The sequence below is a fragment of the Belliella pelovolcani genome (assembly GCF_900156785.1).
Lineage (GTDB): Bacteria > Bacteroidota > Bacteroidia > Cytophagales > Cyclobacteriaceae > Belliella > Belliella pelovolcani.
Genome location: NZ_FTOP01000003.1, coordinates 1 through 19,136, shown reverse-complemented (window position 1 = coordinate 19,136; position 19,136 = coordinate 1). Strand labels below are relative to the sequence as shown.

At 39.4% G+C, this 19,136-nt stretch carries 14 protein-coding genes; 11 read left to right on the top strand and 3 right to left on the bottom strand.

What is annotated here, in order from left to right:
* Nucleotides 1–183: 183 nt before the first annotated feature.
* From BW935_RS04110 to BW935_RS04085, 6 genes are all read left to right on the top strand, one after another.
* Nucleotides 184–870 carry an arylesterase gene (locus BW935_RS04110; protein ID WP_076498857.1) on the top strand — a complete coding sequence of 229 codons (687 nt, stop codon included), beginning with the start codon at nt 184–186 and terminating at the stop codon, nt 868–870.
* Between the two features lie 312 nt (nt 871–1,182).
* On the top strand, nt 1,183–2,925 hold the full coding sequence (locus BW935_RS04105; protein WP_076498855.1) for a GMC family oxidoreductase: 1,743 nt from the start codon (nt 1,183–1,185) through the stop codon (nt 2,923–2,925).
* Nucleotides 2,926–2,935: 10 nt separating this feature from the next.
* Nucleotides 2,936–3,649, top strand: coding sequence for a gluconate 2-dehydrogenase subunit 3 family protein (locus BW935_RS04100; protein WP_076498854.1), 714 nt, complete (start codon nt 2,936–2,938; stop codon nt 3,647–3,649).
* A gap of 68 nt (nt 3,650–3,717) precedes the next feature.
* Entirely contained in the window at nt 3,718–4,785 is a 1,068-nt protein-coding gene (locus BW935_RS04095) for a DUF6340 family protein (protein ID WP_076498852.1), read from the top strand.
* Nucleotides 4,786–4,873: 88 nt separating this feature from the next.
* Nucleotides 4,874–6,058 carry a hypothetical protein gene (locus tag BW935_RS04090; RefSeq protein ID WP_076498850.1) on the top strand — a complete coding sequence of 395 codons (1,185 nt, stop codon included), beginning with the start codon at nt 4,874–4,876 and terminating at the stop codon, nt 6,056–6,058.
* Entirely contained in the window at nt 6,055–7,203 is a 1,149-nt protein-coding gene (locus BW935_RS04085) for a hypothetical protein (protein WP_076498849.1), read from the top strand. Before BW935_RS04090 ends, BW935_RS04085 begins: the two co-directional genes overlap by 4 nt.
* Before the next feature lie 413 nt (nt 7,204–7,616).
* Here the strand turns inward: BW935_RS04085 and katG are convergent, their stop codons facing one another.
* Entirely contained in the window at nt 7,617–9,875 is a 2,259-nt protein-coding gene (gene katG / locus BW935_RS04080) for a catalase/peroxidase HPI (RefSeq protein ID WP_076498847.1), read from the bottom strand.
* A 218-nt stretch (nt 9,876–10,093) separates the two neighbouring features.
* Between katG and ctlX the strand changes: the two genes are divergently transcribed.
* Nucleotides 10,094–11,029, top strand: coding sequence for a citrulline utilization hydrolase CtlX (gene ctlX / locus BW935_RS04075; RefSeq protein WP_076499429.1), 936 nt, complete (start codon nt 10,094–10,096; stop codon nt 11,027–11,029).
* On the opposite strand, the gene BW935_RS04070 is transcribed toward ctlX, so the two are convergent.
* Together BW935_RS04070 and purB are read right to left on the bottom strand one after the other, a co-directional pair.
* Entirely contained in the window at nt 11,026–12,588 is a 1,563-nt protein-coding gene (locus BW935_RS04070; RefSeq protein ID WP_076498846.1) for a SulP family inorganic anion transporter, read from the bottom strand. The genes ctlX and BW935_RS04070 overlap by 4 nt on opposite strands.
* Before the next feature lie 204 nt (nt 12,589–12,792).
* Nucleotides 12,793–14,139, bottom strand: a complete 1,347-nt coding sequence (gene purB / locus BW935_RS04065; RefSeq protein WP_076498844.1) for an adenylosuccinate lyase — start codon at nt 14,137–14,139, stop codon at nt 12,793–12,795.
* Nucleotides 14,140–14,316: 177 nt separating this feature from the next.
* Between purB and BW935_RS04060 the strand changes: the two genes are divergently transcribed.
* The 4 genes from BW935_RS04060 (at nt 14,317) to BW935_RS04045 (ending at nt 19,117) form a co-directional block, all read left to right on the top strand.
* Nucleotides 14,317–16,512, top strand: coding sequence for a DUF5916 domain-containing protein (locus BW935_RS04060; protein ID WP_076498842.1), 2,196 nt, complete (start codon nt 14,317–14,319; stop codon nt 16,510–16,512).
* A 12-nt stretch (nt 16,513–16,524) separates the two neighbouring features.
* Nucleotides 16,525–17,631 (top strand): ferredoxin--NADP reductase, encoded by a 1,107-nt coding sequence (locus BW935_RS04055; RefSeq protein ID WP_076498841.1) that lies wholly within the window; start codon nt 16,525–16,527, stop codon nt 17,629–17,631.
* A gap of 7 nt (nt 17,632–17,638) precedes the next feature.
* A complete protein-coding gene (locus BW935_RS04050; RefSeq protein ID WP_076498839.1) occupies nt 17,639–18,133 on the top strand; it encodes a hypothetical protein in 495 nt (164 codons plus the stop codon).
* A gap of 105 nt (nt 18,134–18,238) precedes the next feature.
* Entirely contained in the window at nt 18,239–19,117 is an 879-nt protein-coding gene (locus tag BW935_RS04045; RefSeq protein WP_076499427.1) for a pirin family protein, read from the top strand.
* Nucleotides 19,118–19,136 lie beyond the last annotated feature (19 nt).

Genomic DNA, 19,136 nt, shown 5'->3' with positions numbered 1-19,136 from the left:
ATCATGAAGACCAAAGTGTATCATACCGAACACATCAATTTTAAATATACTGCAAATTCATAATCAGCCTTCTTTTGACGTAAAAATTATAAATTTGAAAACTTGTAGTTCGATATACCTGTTTGTCAATCAAGCTTTATCTTTTGAAAACATACCCTAACAAAGCTTTCAAAAAATCTGATCATGAAATACATATTTAACCTGTCACTTTACCTCAGCTTAAGCTTTCTCATATTCTCTGCTTGCTCTACTCCTTCCAATCAGGAGGTAGAAAATGCAAAAATTGAAGAAAATACACCTGAGGAAACAGTCAGTAAAGACCTGATTCTATTTTTTGGCAATAGCCTTACAGCTGGTTATGGTCTGGATGAAGAAGAATCTTTTCCTGGCTTGGTTGCCGCCAGAATAGATAGCTTAGAACTAGCTTACCGAGTGATCAATGGAGGGCTTTCTGGAGAGACCACCGCAAGCGGTTTGAGTAGATTGGATTGGTTCCTGGAAGAAAAACCAGCCATATTCGTCTTAGAACTTGGCGGCAATGATGGACTCAGAGGCATCAGCCTAACCGAAACTAAGAAAAATCTCAAAAGCATCATCAACCTAGTCAAGACGCGCTATCCTGATACCAAAATCTTATTGGCAGGCATGCAAATCCCACCTAACATGGGACAAGAATATACACGGGAGTTTCAAAACATGTACCCTACAATAGCAGAAGAAGAAAATGTGAAATTAATTCCTTTTCTTCTGGAAGGTGTAGCTGGAGATCCTGACCTAAACCTTCCCGATGGTATCCATCCTACAGCAGAAGGTCATCAAATCGTATTTGAAACCATTTGGCCGTTTATAGAGGCGATGCTTGAAGGGTGAGTATTTTTGAACAAAGTACAAAGTACGATGTACCAAGCCCCTCCATAGAATTAAATATAATAGCGTCATCCCGATATTCTGGACAGGTTCCGCGGTCCATAGAACACTGATTACGCTGATCTAGCAGATAGTCACTGATAAAAATCTGAGAAATCCACGTATTCCATGAGACCCAAATTGCATCTGCGTATATCCGCACAATCGGCGTCATCCGCATTCTATCGGGACAAGTTCAGCGTTCTATCCTCAATAATTTCTGATTTCCATTTTTTTTAACAATCTTACTCTTCCAACCCAAAATAAATCTATTTCATGAGTTTTGAAATCAAATCAACGGCGGAATCCTATGATGTCATCATAGTGGGTTCTGGAGCTGGAGGTGGTATGGCCTCCAAAGTTTTATCTGAAGCAGGACTATCTGTAGCAGTCATAGAGGCAGGAGGAGATTTTGACCCTGCCAAAGACGAGGATCGCACCCAGATGCGCTTCCCATGGGAGTCCCCTCGGAGAGGAAGTGGTACACGAATCAGACCATTTGGTGACTTTGACGCGGCGATAGGCGGCTGGGACATTGAAGGTGAGCCTTACACCCGCGCTAGAGGAACCAGCTTTGATTGGTTTAGGTCTAGAATGGTCGGTGGTCGCACCAATCACTGGGGAAGAATTTCGCTACGCTTTGGTCCAGATGATTTCAAAAGAGCCAGTATTGATGGACTTGGACATGATTGGCCAATAGGTTATGATGAGCTCAAGCCATATTATGATAAAGTAGATAAATTGATTGGTGTATTTGGTTCCAAGGAAGGCTGGCACAATGAGCCTGATGGATTTTTTCTTCCTCCACCTAAGCCTAGGCTACATGAACTTTATATGATGAAAGGTGCTAAGAAGGTAAATATCCCTGTGATCCCTTCAAGGCTTTCTGTTTTGACCAAACCAATCAACAATGACCGTGGTGTTTGTTTTTTCTGTGCGCAGTGCAACAGGGCCTGTCAAGCTTATGCGGATTTTTCTTCAGGTACTTGCTTGCTCCATCCCGCTATGAAAAAAGGGAAAGTCGATCTTTTCACCAACAGTATGGTTAGAAAAGTCACCACAGATGATAGCGGCAAAGCCACAGGAGTATCCTTCATCAGCAAAGTGGACATGAAAGAATACAAGCTGAGATCAAGAGTGGTCGTACTAGGTGCTTCTGCATGTGAGTCTGCTCGTATCATGCTCAACTCCAAATCCAAATCCCACCCAGACGGAATCGGAAACAGCAGTGGCATGGTAGGCAGATACCTGCATGATTCCACTGGCGCCGACAGAATGGGCATACTCCCCGAACTGATGGAAAGAGAGCGTTACAATGAAGATGGTGTAGGCGGTATGCACGTGTATACCCCTTGGTGGTTGGACAATAAGAAATTGGATTTTGCCCGCGGCTATCATATCGAATACTGGGGAGGAATGGGCATGCCATCTTATGGTGTAGGCTTCTCTATGGACACCATGCGCAAATACCTCAAGGATGAATTTGGGAATCCAAGCCCAAATGGAGGCTATGGAGAAGGTCTAAAAAAAGATATAAGAAGGATTCAAGGCTCTACCCTAGGTATGTCAGGACGAGGTGAGAGTATTCCTCAATACAGCAACTACTGTGAGATTGACCCTAATGTGGTGGATAAATATGGTATTCCTGTCTTGAGGTTTCATTATCAGTGGACTGAACATGAAATCAAGCAAGCCAAACACATGCACGACACCTTTGAAGAGATCCTAACCAACGCAGGTGCTATTTTACTAGGAAACAAACCTGGACCAGAGTCTAAATATGGCTTAGCTACACCTGGTCGAATAATCCATGAAGTAGGCACTACAAGAATGGGTAACGATCCAGCGACTTCTGTTTTGAATAGCAATTGCCAAGCACATGATTGCGATAATTTGTTCGTGGTGGATGCTGGACCTTTTGTGTCTCAAGCAGATAAAAACCCTACATGGACAATTCTAGCATTAAGCTGGAGAACTTCAGATTATATCGTATCAGAATTGAAAAAGAAAAACATCTAAATCCAAGACCATGAACAGAAGAGAAAACCTCAAACTACTATTCACTGGAGCCTTGGCATCAGGCTTCTTGTTGACCAATTGCAGCCCTGAAGAAAAGCAACTCACCTACTCCCCTCAAATCTCTGGAGGAACTAAGGGAGGCAGAACTGAGGAGGAAAAAATAATCGATCAAAAATTGCTTTCTGAGACCTTTTTGACTGAAGAAGAGAAGAAGAAACTAGAAGTATTGGTAGATATCATTATACCAGCGGATGAAGAATCTCCCGCTGCTACAGAAGTGGGCGTGGTAGATTTTATTGAATTCATGATGAAAGACTACCCTGGATATCAAACTCCCATGCGGGGTGGACTGATGTGGCTGGATCATTATGGGGAAGATCATTTTGGGAAAGTATTTCTTGAATTGGATGATTCCCAAAAGTTAGAAATCATCGAAGCCATCGCTTGGCCTGACAAAGCAAGCACTGAAAATGAAGGTGGTGTCAAGTTCTTCAATATGCTTAGAAACCTCACTGCCACAGGCTACTTCACTACAGAACCAGGTTTCAAATACTTAGGCTATGTAGGTAATACACCGAATGTTTGGAATGGCGTACCTGACCATATCATGAAAGCACATGGATTTGAGCTCCCCGAAGTATACAAAGACGTGTATCTCAAACCAGAAGAACGAGGAGAACTGGCCCAATGGGATGATGAAGGAAATATTATAAGGAAGGGATAAAAATAATCGAAAAAAAAGCCATTGCTTGTCAGTGGCTTTTCTATTTTTGAGGGATTTTCAAAATTGATATGACAAAACTCAAACCCTTCTTTCTTTCACTTTCCCTGCTGGTATTATTGCTATGGCTTGGTGCATGTACCAAAAACATCAGCATGTCTAGACTCATGCCAGCCGAAATCGATGTTCCCAACCATGTGCAGAGACTTCTGATTGTGGATAGAACCGCCCCTCAAAACGAAAATTTAGCTGTTTTGGAAGGCTTAATATCTGGAGAAGCTCCATTTGAAGTCCGCAATGCGGTGGAGGCTACTATTGCCACAATTCAGCAAGAGCTAAACACCTCACCAAGATTCGAAGTGATCAGAGCAAGAGAACGTCTAAGAGGAGGATTATTTGCACAGACTTTCCCAAACCCCTTGACATGGCCTCAAATAGAAGCATTATGTAGAGAATACAATGCGGATGCGGTTCTTGCCTTGGAAAAATTCAGCTCCGACTTCATCGTCACTGATAAAAGACAGCTAATCAAAAAGAAAGAGGGTGAAGGAAGAAATGCTAGGACAGTCGAAGTTCAAGGCATCTACGCCGAAGGTATAGCCTCTGTTCAAGTTGGGTTTAGGTTCTATGATCCTTTGACCAAAAATATCGCTGATCAAAGAGATTTTGAAAAAACCAACCTGTGGTCAGCAGAGGCTGAAACCAGAACGCAGGCTTTGGCACTATTGATAGATAAAGTCAAAGCTACCCAATATGTAGGACAAGTCGCTGGAGCAAGTTATGCCAGAAGAATTGCCCCCATGTACCTTAGTATCAACAGAACTCTTTACCAAAAGCCTAAAGAAAATCCTGCATTGGCTAGAGGAGCTAGATTAGCAGAAGTCAATCGCTGGGAAGAAGCCATAGATGTATGGGAAAATGGCTTGAATTTCCCAAATAGAGACAAATCAGGTGGTAGAATTTGCTACAATATAGCCGTAGGTTTCGAAGTGCTAGGAGATCTGGAGTCCGCAAAATACTGGGCTGGAAAAGCCTACACAGATTACGGGTTCAAACAAGGTCGTACATACTCCAATCAACTCAATGTCAGGATGAGTCAAGAGGAAAGACTTCGTCAACAACTTTCTAGAGAAAACTAAGCAGGCAAGACTTGCTTAGTTTACTTTTTTAACTAATTTTATTTTTCAGTTTAAAATTCATTTACCTCATATCTTTTAGAATTAAATAATGAGCAAGCTCTACTTTACCAGAATTTACGCAGGCGCAATTATACTTGGGTCTATTTTATTTCAAATCAGTTGCGGGAATAAGGACTCGCGTAACGATGTGCTATTAGCAGCAGAATCCTATGAATTAGAAATCATTGATTCGGTAATGATAGACTATTTGGGTGCACTCAGCTGGTCTGATATTAGTATTGATGGAAAATATATTTTGGGCTACAACTATCAGAATTCGGATGTCCTCTTATTTTCTACAATGGGAGAGGTTCTCGGAACTTTCAATAAATCAGGTGATCAACCTGATGGCATTGGAGGAAGTGCACTTTCCAGGCCCCAGTTTGTAAAAGAAAATGAATGGGCGATTTTAGGTTCTAAGGGAGTATATGCTTATAATTTTCAGGGAGAGTTAACAAGAACTGCCAAACCTGGTTTCTCAGTTAGTCTTTCATTGACAATTTCGAATGCAAACATACTACATTTTCTAGATGAAGATAGGGCTTTAACCCACTTTATGGGTAGAGATGAAAGTAGTACCTTTTATATTAATCCCAAGTCAACTCAATTAGAGATAAGTGATTTCAAGAGTGGGGATTTCACAGCATCTTTACCACTTCCGGAAGGATCAAAATTTAAGAATCCAGAAAAAATCCACAATCTACTTACGGCTTCACCTGCCATGGATATTCAAAATGGCAATTTATATATTGCTTTTAAAAACGAGCCTAAGCTTTGGGTTTATAGCTTAAATGATCTTGAAAAGCCAATTAAGGAAATAAATATGCTCTTTGATAAGTTTATTCAAAAGGATGGAATTTCACCTGACAAAGCTGAAGATGACAATGTTGGAATCAACATCAAAGATTTCACATATGGAAGTATAGATAAAATTATTACCCACAATGAAATGGTCTTGATTCACTATACTAATGGGTTGACAGAAACTGAATATAATGAAGTCAATGAAGGGCTAGAAAACCCTATGGACGCTTTCTCTGCAATCTTCAAAATGAATAAGAGGAAATATGCTTTTCTTGGAGATGATGGAACAATTAAGCCAATCAATCTCCCTGAGAATGTAGGGAATATAGAATTTGTTGATAAAGATGGAATTTATTGGCTGAGTTACAACAGAGAGGAGGAATTGGATTATGAATTGATTTTCAAGGCAAAATTAAAAGCTGTAGAATGAGCAAGAAATATTTATTCATTTTAATAAGTTTAGCCATTTTTAATTGCGCTTGTGAAAGTAACAAGTCTAATGAAAAGAATGGAAATTTCACCTATGAATTGGAAATCATAGATTCACTAACCATTGATTATTTGGGGAATTTAGAGTTGCTAGCTATACATGCAGAAAAAGATCTTTTCCTTTTCTCTGAAGAGAATCAACTTATGATATTCAATAAAGCTGGAGAGAAAGTTTCAGTATTTGATAAACCTCAAGATGCACCAGATGCATTTGGTCAATTTGTATTGGGAGCGACATTCTCTAACGATAAGATCGGAGTATTGGGAATATCAAAATTCAATATTTATGATATGGACTTTAATCTGGAGAAAAGCTTCAAAAAGCCTTATCCGCATAAGGGAATGATCTATTCAGGTTTTGATCATTTACATGCGGGCAAAAAAGCAGGTAAGCCAACCTTTGTAGCCTTCACAGGAGGCCCGCAGGTCGATGCTCGATCCAATATGCTCCAATATTATCAAGAATACAATACCCTTGATCTGATTGATTCAGAACAAGAATCATTTTCTCCAATCATTCCTTTTCACCCAAACAGTAGGTACGCAAAGGGCACAGAGGCTTTTGATTTTATCAAACCACATTTTCAAGTGCAAGATCACATCGTGTATTTCACACACCAAAACGATTCTTTATTTTATCAATTTGACTTGGATAATCATGCTGAATTCAAGTCTGAAAAAATACCCTTTGATAAGTTTATTTTGAACCGTGGATATGAAATTGGCGGGCAGCAAGATTATGAAACACCAGTTGACAGATCTGGAGAAATCACTCACTTATTTCAGGTAGAAGACAGGCATGTTTTAACCTATAGATCTGGATTGAAATTAAGTGAATTACCGGGCAATGAAGTCTCCAGTGAAGAAAGAAGGGAAATGATCTCTAAACTTGACCCTGAAAAACTGATTGTAAGAGAAGGTGACGGCAGTTATAGCCAGCCAAGTATTATAACAAAGAGATATAGAATTTCTAGGGTTGATTCAAAAGGTAGGATTTGGGCACACCAGAATGTTCATGAAATGGAATTCGAACCTGACCAGATTACGGTTTATGAATTAAAACTAGTCAGGAAATCAAGTAAATAATACTATGAAAAAGACAAACTCAAACTTATTGTAAGAGAAAGTGATGGATCTTATAGTGCTCCGTCTACCATTTCGCCAAAGCTCACCTTACAATCATTTGATAAAAAAGGTAGGTTATGGGTAAAGCCTAACTTGTATTTCTTAGACTATGAACCTGATATGGTCACTTTTTACGAGACAAGATTGATCAAAAAGGAAAAGGAATAATGATTCAAAGGTTACCATTTCTATTTAATTTTCAAGTAGACTCACCTACCACAAAATGAAATATAGATAATGACTTTTGATTGGTATAAGACTACTGGTGTAACTTATATTTCAGTATGCCAAAGCTGTAGGCTTTGCGAAGCTATAAAAAAACCAGCCTCCAATAGAAGGCTGGTTTGATCTATCAATTTAATCCTCAATCAAAATTATCTTTTGTATACCAAATCGAACCTATCTAGATTCATAACTTTGGTCCAAGCCGCTACGAAGTCTTTTACAAACTTCTCATTGTTATCGGCTTGCGCATAAACTTCCGCTAAGGCTCTCAATTCAGAGTGAGATCCGAAAATCAAATCAGCCCTTGTGGCAGTGTACTTCACTTCACCTGACTTTCTATCTCTTCCTTCGAATGTCTCTTTAGAATCATCTAAAGCTTTCCATTCTGTACTCATATCTAGAAGGTTGACAAAGAAATCATTGGTTAGCATGTCTTTTTTGTCTGTAAACACACCATGCTTGGAACCGTCGAAGTTAGTATGCAAAGCTCTCATACCACCCACTAATACAGTCATCTCAGGCGCAGTTAATGTCAGAAGCTGTGCTTTATCTACCAATAATTCCTCCGTAGAAACTGTATATTTTGTCTTTAAATAGTTTCTAAATCCATCAGCCATCGGCTCTAGCAAGGCGAAGGATTCTACATCTGTCATCTCAGCAGAAGCATCCATTCTTCCTGGTGAAAAAGGCACTTCAATCTGATATCCAGCATTTGATGCAGCTTTCTCTATAGCAGCCGTACCAGCTAACACAATCAAATCAGCGAGAGAAACTTTTTTCGAACCAGACTTAGCATTGAAATCTGCTTGGATCTTTTCTAATGTACCCAATACCTTATTCAATTGCGCTGGATTATTCACTTCCCAATTTCTCATTGGCTCTAGTCTGATTCTTGCGCCATTGGCACCACCTCTCCTATCAGAACCTCTGTAAGTAGAGGCTGAAGCCCAAGCCGTGTTTACCAACTCAGAAATCGACAGACCAGAATTCAAAATTTGAGTTTTCAAACCTGCAATATCATTGGCATTCACCAATGGATGATTTACCGCAGGAATAGGGTCTTGCCAAATCAGATCTTCTTTAGGAGCTTCTGGACCCAGGTAAGTCGTATTTGGCCCCATATCTCTGTGAGTTAGTTTGAACCAAGCTCTTGCAAAAGCTTCGTTAAAGGCATCTTGATCTTCTAGGAATTTTCTTGAGATTTTCTCGTACTCTGGATCAAATCTCAAAGATAAATCTGTCGTCAACATGTAAGGTGGCTGTTTTTTCTCGGCATCAAAAGGATCTGGGATAATATTTCCCGCATCCTTTGCAACCCACTGATGTGCACCAGCTGGACTCTTTGTCAATTCCCAATCATATTTGAACAAGAAAGTCAAATAATCGTGGCTCCACTGCGCTGGTGTAGAAGTCCAAGTCACTTCTAGACCTGAAGTGATGGCATCTGCACCTTTTCCAGACTTGTAAGAACTCTTCCAGCCAAATCCTTGCTCTTCAATTGGAGCGGCTTCTGGTTCAGCACCTACATGATCCGCAGGTCCTGCACCGTGAGTTTTACCCAAGGTATGTCCACCAGCGATCAAAGCTACCGTCTCCTCATCATTCATTCCCATTCTACCAAAGGTCTCTCTGATATCATGGGCTGCCAGTACTGGATCAGGGTTTCCGTTCGGACCTTCTGGATTTACATAGATCAATCCCATTTGTACTGCCGCAAGTGGGTTCTCCAACTTACGCCCTTCACTGTAGCGCTCATCAGCCAACCACTCTCTTTCTTTACCCCAGTACACATCCAGTTCAGGTTCGTACACATCTTCTCTACCACCTGCAAAACCAAACGTCTCAAATCCCATAGACTCTAATGCTACGTTTCCAGTAAGCACCATCAAGTCTGCCCAAGAGATTTTATTTCCATATTTCTGCTTGATTGGCCAAAGTAATCTTCTAGCCTTATCTAAGTTACCATTGTCAGGCCAGCTATTCAATGGAGCGAATCGTTGTTGTCCTGATCTAGAGCCTCCACGACCATCGCCAGTTCTGTAAGTTCCAGCACTATGCCAGGCCATTCTGATAAATAATCCACCATAGTGACCAAAATCTGCAGGCCACCAGTCTTGAGAATCAGTCATCAAATCTCTCAAATCCTGCTTCAATGCTTCATAATCAAGGCTGTTGAATGCATCCGCATAGTTAAAGTTCTCTCCCATTGGGTTGGAAAGAGATGAATTTTGGCGAAGAATATTTAGATTCAGCTGATTAGGCCACCATTCTGCATTTTGAGTAGCCATAGCATTGCTCGGGCTTTTTTTCGTAGCACCTGACCAACCGTCTACTCCTGCTTTTTCCTGTGCTCCTGCCGTCATCACTGAACTGGCTAAAAGAGCAATCGCTAGCAAAAATTTTTTCATAAGAATATGCTTGATTTATTTTTAGGTATGATTAAATAAGAACACAAAAATACCCTCTATTGCTTTTATAAAGAAATTGAAAAAATCTATAAGCAATCGAATCGGTAAATAACTCCGTGTAAAAAATCGTAAAAGTTTTAGCTGCCAAGGGGATATGATGCTTACATTTTAGATAAATTCGCATGAATTATTTTCAAGCTGACTATTCTTTATCTATAATGACTACTCCAACTACCTCCACTATCCTGATGGTAAGACCAGCAAATTTTGGTTTTAATCCAGAAACTGCCAGCAATAACTTTTATCAAAAGCAGGACGAAAGGGATGCCATAGAAATCAATCATTTAGCGCAAAAGGAATTTGATGGCTTTGTGGCATTGCTTCGCAAAGCAGGTGTAGAAGTCATCGTGATAGAAGACAGCGAAGCCCCTAGAAAAACTGATGCTATATTCCCTAATAATTGGTTTAGCACACATGAAGATGGAAAGGTCATTTTGTATCCTATGTTTTCTCCAAATAGGAGATTAGAAAGAAGAAAGGATATTCTTGAGCGTTTGATGCAAGCGGATTTTGTTATCAATGAGGTCATTGATCTGAGCTTCTTTGAGCAGGATGAGCAATTCCTGGAGGGAACTGGCAGCTTGATACTAGATCGAGTAAATGCCATTGCATATGCCTGTAGGTCTTTGAGAACACATGATGTCCCTTTGAAATACTTAGGAAGACTTTTAGACTATAAAGTAGTAGATTTTGATGCGACACAATTGATTGAAGATGTTCACTCTCCTATTTATCATACCAATGTAATGATGCATGTAGGCAGTGATATTGCTGTAGTATGTCTTGATAGCTTGCCCAATTTCTCTGAAAAGCTAGCCTTACAACAAGCATTAGAAAGCACTGGAAAAAAAATTATTCCTATTACCCCAAAACAAAAGTTTCATTTTGCAGGAAATATGTTGGAGGTAAAGAATCAGCAAGGGGAAAAGTTTACAGTAATGTCCAAAACTGCTTATGATGCGTTGAGCAAAGCCCAAATCAAAACCATTGAAAAATACACTAAGATCATTACCCCTGAAATTCCGATAATAGAAAAACTAGGAGGTGGAAGTGCCAGATGTATGATGGCTGAGATATTTCTCCCTAAAAACTAATGAACTGCTCCTGAATTCACTGATTTGATTTTGATGGTTTCGACCTTAATCCCTTTGTCAATAGCTGAGATTTTAAAATTTTCAATAGCCTCCAGTACATCGTAATCAATAATTTTGGACTTGCTCCCATCGATGATAACATGTCCATTTTCTGGAATATTTTCAAGTGTCTTGATCAGTGCACCTTTATTTAGAAAACTCATTTCCTCGGATAATTTGACTTTAATTACATCTTTCTGATCAATGCTTTCTTTGACTAGCAAATGGGAATTTTGAAAATTTCTTAATAAAATGAAAAATATAGCAATCATGACTCCTAGGCTAATTCCTATCAACAAATCAAAGATCAAGATACTGACTACAGTTACCAAAAAGGGTAAAAACTGATCCCAACCTAATCTTAGTTGATTTTTAAATAAAGAAAATCTAGCAAGCTTATACCCGATCAAAAGTAAAATCGCAGCAAGTGCAGCCAAGGGGATTTTGTTGAGTAAGTTTGGGAATAACAATACACTAATTACCAGCAATACCCCGTGAAAAACTGTGGACAACTTGGTTCTTCCTCCCGCAGTAATATTTGCTGAACTTCTTACGATTACGGCGGTGATTGGCAAGCCTCCTATAAATCCACTAATCATATTACCTACTCCCTGAGCAAATAACTCCCTATTTGGTGGAGAAACTCTCTTGTGAGGATCTATTTTATCCGCAGCTTCCAAGCTCAAAAGCGTCTCTAAACTGGCTATAACTGCTATGGTAACGGCAACTATCCATACTTTGGGATTCAACACACCATTGAAGTCTGGCAGTAAAAATAAAAATTTGAATTCCTCAGTTGATGATACTACAGGAAGCTCTACTTTGTCTGCTTGTCCTAGAAAAAGAGAAGGGTGGTATAATTTAAAAATTTCATTGACAATAACACTTACAATCACTACCACCAATGCCCCAGGTATTACTCTTGTGATGCTATACTTTTTAATGATCAGCTTTTCCCATAAAATCAAAATAAGAATAGAAATTGAAGAAATGATCACAGCACCATAATGAAATGCTTCAATAACCTCACCGAATACACTTAGAGATTCGAAATCATAATTGGAAGGAATATATTTCGCTAAATTTTGTGAATTATTGATACCCAATATCAATGGAATTTGCTTAATGATCAGAATCAACCCAATCCCTGCCAACATCCCTTTGATGACCGATGTAGGGAAATAATAACCAATGACACCTGCCTTTGCGAAGCCCAACAAGACCTGAAATAAGCCCGCTATTATAACAGCTAATAAAAAAACCTCGTAGCTGCCCAAGTCTTCAATGGCTGTAAATACAATCACTGCAAGTCCAGCAGCAGGCCCTGATACAGAGCTGCTAGATCCAGACATCAACCCAACAAGTACCCCCCCTATCACACCCGCTATAATTCCAGAAAATAAAGGAGCTCCGGAGGCCAATGCAATTCCTAAACATAATGGTAGTGCAACTAAAAAAACGACAAGACCAGCTGGCAAATCAGACTGTAAATGAGAAAAAAGATGGTTTTTTTTATTCATAAGGGAAATATGCTGGATGCGTAATTTGTCTGATAAACTTCTTTGGTAAAAATAGAATAATTGGGATCAAGTTTATAGAAATAGATTAAAAATCCCCAAGTCAAATTGAATTAACTTGGGGACTTATGGTGATATTTCAGAGAAATTTATCAAGAACAAAAAAAATTCTATGCATTTTAACAATGCTTGATATTTTTAAAATGTTTAAAAAATTCCTGTAAAATTAAATGGACTGATCTTTTTTAATTCTGCTTTGATCGCATCATTGACTTGGAGTTGATCAATAAACTCAGATATTGACTCTTTTGTGATTTTTGTATTAGTCCTAGTCAGATCCTTGAGTGCTTCATACGGCTTAGGATAACCTTCCCTTCTCAACACTGTCTGAATCGCCTCTGCCACCACTGCCCAGTTTTCTTCTAAGTCGGCATCTATAGCAGCTTGATTGAGTTCTAGTTTATTGAGTCCTTTGGATAATGATTCCAGAGCAATCAACATGTGACCAAGCGGTACTCCAATAATTCTTAAGACCGTACTGTCTGTCAAATCTCGCTGCAATCTGCTGATTGGCAGCTTAGCAGCCAAATGCTCCAAAAGAGCATTTGCAATACCTAGATTTCCTTCTGCGTTTTCAAAATCAATTGGATTTACTTTATGAGGCATTGCCGAAGAACCTATTTCACCAACTTTGATTTTTTGCTTGAAGTAATTCATGGCTACATACTGCCACACATCTTTGGAAAGGTCTAGCAATACTGTATTGATACGCTTCAAACCATCAAAAAGAGCTGCCAAGTGATCATAATGTTCGATCTGTGTGGTCGGGTAGCTTCTTTCTAGTCCTAGATAATTAGCCACAAATCCATTGGCAAACAGCATCCAATCGATGTCAGGATAGGCTACATGATGGGCATTCATATTTCCTGTAGCTCCACCAAACTTTGCAGCATATGGTATTTGAGAAAGTAATTGAAGCTGCTTTTCAACTCTTGTTACAAAAACTTGAAATTCTTTTCCAAGGTTGGTAGGTGAAGCAGGTTGGCCGTGAGTTTTAGCAAGCATTGGAATAGCCCTCCATGCAGCTACTTTATTTTTTAGATTTTCAAGCACAGCATCTAAGTGGGGTAAAATCACTTCTTCCAATCCATGCTTGAGCATCAATGGAGTCGCGGTGTTGTTGATATCTTGTGAAGTCAGGCCAAAGTGTATAAACTCTTTGTATGTATCTAAACCCAAAATATCAAACTTCTCTTTGAGAAAATATTCCACGGCCTTTACATCATGATTGGTGACCTTCTCAGTCTCCTTGATTGTCTCAGCATCTTCCATCGAGAAGTTTTTCACCAAATCTCTGAGCTTAGGAAAAAACAGCTTATCGAAGTTTTTCAATTGTGGAAGTGGAAGTTCACAGAGTGCAATAAAATATTCTACTTCCACGTGCACCCTGTATTTGATCAAGGCAAATTCAGAAAAATAAGGTCTAAGTGGAGCGGTCTTGCTACCATACCTACCGTCTATGGAGCTGACGGCTGTCAGGTGAGTCAAATTCATGATTTTGAGTTTTGTTTGAAGTGCGCAAATTTAGCCTTTCAAAAAGAAAAAAACAGGCTTCTATTGAAATATAAATCCCTGCCCACTCAAAACAAATCTTTGCCAATTTGATTTCTGTTCTGACCGAATGAAGAAAATACAGCTTCTTCTTCTATTTAATAGGCTAGCTTTGCACTGATGAAGTATATTTACCCAAGTATAATTACATTCTTTTTATCACTTTCTTTTTTGTTTGCCAACGATAAAAAAGATAAAGAATTTGGACTAGAAGTAGGCCTGACTACTTCTCCAATGACCATAGATGGAGTCATCAATATGGAGGAATGGGGAGAGTCAGCTTTGATTTCCAATTTTATTCAGCAAATCCCAAAAGAAGGTCTTCCTGCCACTGAGAACACAGAAGTAAGACTCAAATATGATGAGGATTTCCTCTATGTGGCTGCCACTTTGTACACCAAAACTCCAGGAGATTATGTCATATCTTCTTTAAAAAGAGATTTCAATTTTGATCAAAATGATGCTTTTGCAATAATCATTGGTCCTTATGATGATGGGAATAATGGATTCATGTTTGCTGTCTCTCCATACAATATTCAAATGGAAGGACTGGTAAACAATGGTGACAGAGTTTCTAATGTATGGGACAATAAGTGGTTTTCAGAAGTAAAAAGGTACGAGGACAGGTGGGAAGTAGAAATGGCTATTCCATTTAAAACACTGAGATATACAGAAGGATCCGAATATTGGAGAGTTAATTTTATAAGAAACGATCGAAAAAACTTTGAGCAATCTTCTTGGGTACCTGTACCTTTAAACCAAAGAATCGGGAGTTTGGCATTTACAGGATATTTAAATTGGGACAAGCCACTCAAAAAACCAGGCTCTAATATTGCAGTAATCCCTTATGCAGCGACAAATGCGGCTAAAGATTACCGATCTAACGACCCTACGAGTACAGGTTTTGATGCTGGACTAGATGCAAAAGTAGCCATCACTCCTTCTATGAACCTGGATCTCACTTTTAACCCTGACTTCTCTACTGTGGAGGTAGATCAGCAGCAAACAAACCTTAATAGGTTTGAACTCTTTTTCCCTGAGAGAAGACAGTTTTTCTTAGAAAATGCTGATTTATTTGCTGATTATGGATTCAGAAGCATTCGTCCATTTTTCTCCAGAAGAATTGGTATTGCCACAGATAGTTTAGGAAGGAGTTCAAACAATCGCATCCTTTATGGCGCAAGACTCAATGGAAACCTCAATGATAATCTAAGGGTTGGCTTACTGAATATGCAGACAGCTACGGAAGATGAAGTGGGCTATCCAGGTCAAAATTACACTGTGGCCACGGTGCAGCAAAAAGTATTCAGTAGGTCTAATATCGCAGCTATTTTTGTCAATCGGCAGACTACGGGAAATGTGGGGGAGTCAAATAGAATTCCTGATTATAACAGGGTAATTGGCCTTGATTACAATTTGGCTTCTATTGACAACAAGTGGACTGGAAAGTTTTTCTATCATCAATCCTTTAGCCCAAATCAGACTGGTGACACCAAAGCGCATGCGAGTTATTTAGACTACAATACCAAAACATGGAAATTTCAATGGAACCATGAATATGTAGGAGATGCCTACAATGCGGAAGTGGGCTTTGTTCCAAGAAGATCCTACTGGAGATTAGAACCAAATGTACTTTACAGACATGTCATTGATAGTGATAAGATCTTCCAACAGACATTTCAAGTCAGGTACGATATGTACACCAATGATGATTTCAGCTTAAAAACTGACGAGACCATCTCCTTTATCTATAGACTTTATTTCAAAAACACCTCTACCATTCAGGCTAGGGTTTTCAATGAATACATATATTTATTCAATTCCTTTGACCCGACAAGATCAGGAGGGGAAAGATTGGCTGCGGGAACTGACTATTCTTATTTGAGAACAGGTATCACCTACACTTCTGATAGGAGGAAGCTATTGAATTACAGCGCTACGACTTACTATGGTGGTTTTTTCAATGGCACCAGGACCTTCGTCAATACCAATGTAAATTATCGATTTCAACCCTACGGAAATATCTCCATGTTTGCGGAGTATAACAAAATCGAGATGCCTAAGCCTTACAGCTCAGCAGATTTATGGTTGGTAGGACCAAGAGCTGAAGTTTCTTTCACTGACAAATTGTTTTTGAGTACCTTTGTGCAGTACAATAGTCAGATTGACAATATCAACATCAATACACGTTTTCAGTGGAGATTCAAACCTGTTTCCGACTTCTTTGTTGTTTACACAGACAATTATCATCCAGAAAGCTTACAAATTAAAAATCGTGCCTTAATTTTGAAGCTCACTTACTGGATCAACGTGTAAAGCATCCAAAGCATGTTCAATTTATTCAAAAAGAAAAAATCCGAGCCCAACAAGGGCGATCAATACTTATCGCTCAAAATCAGAGAAATCGTCAAAGAAACTCCTGATACAGTTAGCATCTTCTTTGAGCAGCCTGAGCCTTATCTAGACTACAAGCCAGGTCAATTCCTTACCGTAATTTTAGAAATTGAAGGCAAAGAAGTGCGTAGATCTTACAGTCTTTGCACCTCCCCTTTTGTAGATCCATTTCCAGGCATCTCTGTCAAAAGAGTGACTGGAGGACTGGTTTCCAACTACCTCAATGACCAACTTCGACCTGGAAAGACGATCGAAATCATGAAGCCGATGGGTAACTTCACCACTTCTTTTCATTCCCAAAACAAAATCCAATACTACATGGTAGCGGGGGGAAGTGGCATTACCCCTATCATGGGTCTTACCAAGTCTGTCTTAGTCAACGAGCCTAATTCTAAAGTAACCCTATTATATTGTTCCAGATCAGAGGATCAAATCATTTTCCACGAGCAACTCAAGACACTCAAAGAAAAATACGGTGAGCAACTCGAGATCATTCATAACCTCAGTAAGCCTGAAGCAGGCTGGTCAGGCATGTCGGGTAGACTTGATAGCAGTAAACTGAAAGAAGTATTGAGTTGGAGCGACGACAAAGAATTGACAGATAAGAAATATTTTATTTGCGGACCTGAAGGCTTGATGGATACCACCTTGAACACCTTAGAAAGCCTAGGGATTGCAAAGGATTCGATCCACGAAGAGAGTTTCTATTCAGACCTAGACGCCAAAGAAGCAGCCAAAAAAGCTTCTGGTGAAATGGCGCCTGCGCTTACCCGCGAGGTAACTGTACAAGTAGAAGGTCAGGAATATAGTTTTGAAGTAGCACCAGATAAAACGATTCTAGAAGCAGGTTTGGACAACCAAGTAGACATGCCCTACAGCTGTCAAAGTGGCCTATGTACAGCTTGTAGAGGAAGATTAATCGCTGGTAAAGTAGATATGATCGAAGATGCAGGCCTTAGCGAAGGTGAAATCGCCGATGGATACATTCTATGCTGTTCTTCAAAGCCTGCAAGTAGTGACGTTAAAATCATCATAGAATAATATTCCTTTGGAAAAAGATCCCATCAGACCCATTTATGATAGACTAGAGAGAACATCGTTGATCATCATCGCTTGTTCTATACCGGTCTTTGCCATTGTCTACCTTTATAGTCAAAATAACACCTTAGATTTTGACAGACCTGATTTGCCAGCTTGGTTAGACTTTGTCTTTCTTGGTTTCATCTATGCCATATTAGCTGTGGGTTACATGAACTTCCACAGGGCCATCAAAGTGGTATTGACTAATTCGATGGACTTACTTGACAAAGTATCTATCTACAAGGATGCTACCCTAAATAGACTAAAACTCCTACTCTTGAGTAGTATACTTAGCCCAGCAGGTCTATTGATCTTTGAGAATAACGGCTACATCATCGCTTATGCGCTGACCTTGGTCTTGATCTCTCTTGGCAAGCCTTCTCCAGATCGTATGGTCAGACTGATGCGACTCAAAGGAGAAGAAAAAGAAAGGGTCATCCGAATCAAGACAAGAGAAAGTTGATCATCATTTGAAGTATAAAATTTATTTGTCTACGGATAATATTCAGAAGCCATCTTTATTGTGATAGAGATGGCTTCAAAATTTTGTATCTTTCTTAAAAAAAAGATGTCGAATATCAAACTAATCATAGAAGAGCGGGCAGCAAGTATTGGAAATTTCATGGTGGGGAGGCTATTGCCATTTAGACAAAAGAGATCTGTGGGGCCCTTTGTATTTATCGATCACATGGGACCTGTGAAAATGAGCGAAAGGGAGAATTTTGACGTTTTACCCCATCCACATATTGGTTTATCTACACTGACATTTTTGTTTGAAGGATCAATCATGCATCGAGATTCCATAGGTAGCGAGGTAGAGATCAAACCTGGTGCTGTCAATTGGATGACAGCTGGAAAAGGTGTGGTACATTCTGAAAGAACTCCCGAATACTTAAGAGATAGTGCCTTGATAATGCATGGCCTACAAATCTGGGTCGCATTACCACTAGAACTTGAAGATGCAGAGCCCTCTTTTACCCATATTGCTGCCGAAGAGATCCCTACCTGGACTGAAGGAGACCTGACATTCAAATTGATAGCTGGCGAAGCTTTTGGCAGAAAATCACCAGTACCAGTACATAGTAAACTCTACTTTATAGAAATCAAGAGTACTTCAACTCAAAAAGTCAGCATTGGTGATCAGCTCTTTGGGGAAAGCGGACTATATATTCTTGATGGAGCTATCCAATCTGAAGGAAACACCTACGAGCCTAGACAAATCCTAATTGCAAATGATAGCAAACTTTGTGAGTTTGAGATACAAGCTGGTGCCACTGTTTATCTTTTTGGTGGAGAAGTATTCCCCGAAGAGCGCTATATTGACTGGAACTTCGTCTCTTCCAGTAAGGAAAAATTGAAGCAAGCAAAAGCCGATTGGATAGCACAGAAATTCCCTAAGATACCTGGAGAATCAGATTTTGTACCTTATCCAGGTACAGAAAAGTAATGAATCATCGAATAAATTC

Bases quoted from the DNA above. Each gene is read 5' to 3' on its own strand.
- BW935_RS04060 (WP_076498842.1), top strand. From the start codon at position 14,317: ATGAAGTATATTTACCCAAGTATAATTACATTCTTTTTATCACTTTCT.
- katG (WP_076498847.1), bottom strand. From the start codon at position 9,875: ATGAAAAAATTTTTGCTAGCGATTGCTCTTTTAGCCAGTTCAGTGATG.
- BW935_RS04110 (WP_076498857.1), top strand. From the start codon at position 184: ATGAAATACATATTTAACCTGTCACTTTACCTCAGCTTAAGCTTTCTC.
- ctlX (WP_076499429.1), top strand. From the start codon at position 10,094: ATGACTACTCCAACTACCTCCACTATCCTGATGGTAAGACCAGCAAAT.
- purB (WP_076498844.1), bottom strand. From the start codon at position 14,139: ATGAATTTGACTCACCTGACAGCCGTCAGCTCCATAGACGGTAGGTAT.
- BW935_RS04085 (WP_076498849.1), top strand. From the start codon at position 6,055: ATGAGCAAGAAATATTTATTCATTTTAATAAGTTTAGCCATTTTTAAT.
- BW935_RS04055 (WP_076498841.1), top strand. From the start codon at position 16,525: ATGTTCAATTTATTCAAAAAGAAAAAATCCGAGCCCAACAAGGGCGAT.
- BW935_RS04095 (WP_076498852.1), top strand. From the start codon at position 3,718: ATGACAAAACTCAAACCCTTCTTTCTTTCACTTTCCCTGCTGGTATTA.
- BW935_RS04090 (WP_076498850.1), top strand. From the start codon at position 4,874: ATGAGCAAGCTCTACTTTACCAGAATTTACGCAGGCGCAATTATACTT.
- BW935_RS04100 (WP_076498854.1), top strand. From the start codon at position 2,936: ATGAACAGAAGAGAAAACCTCAAACTACTATTCACTGGAGCCTTGGCA.
- BW935_RS04070 (WP_076498846.1), bottom strand. From the start codon at position 12,588: ATGAATAAAAAAAACCATCTTTTTTCTCATTTACAGTCTGATTTGCCA.
- BW935_RS04105 (WP_076498855.1), top strand. From the start codon at position 1,183: ATGAGTTTTGAAATCAAATCAACGGCGGAATCCTATGATGTCATCATA.
- BW935_RS04045 (WP_076499427.1), top strand. From the start codon at position 18,239: ATGTCGAATATCAAACTAATCATAGAAGAGCGGGCAGCAAGTATTGGA.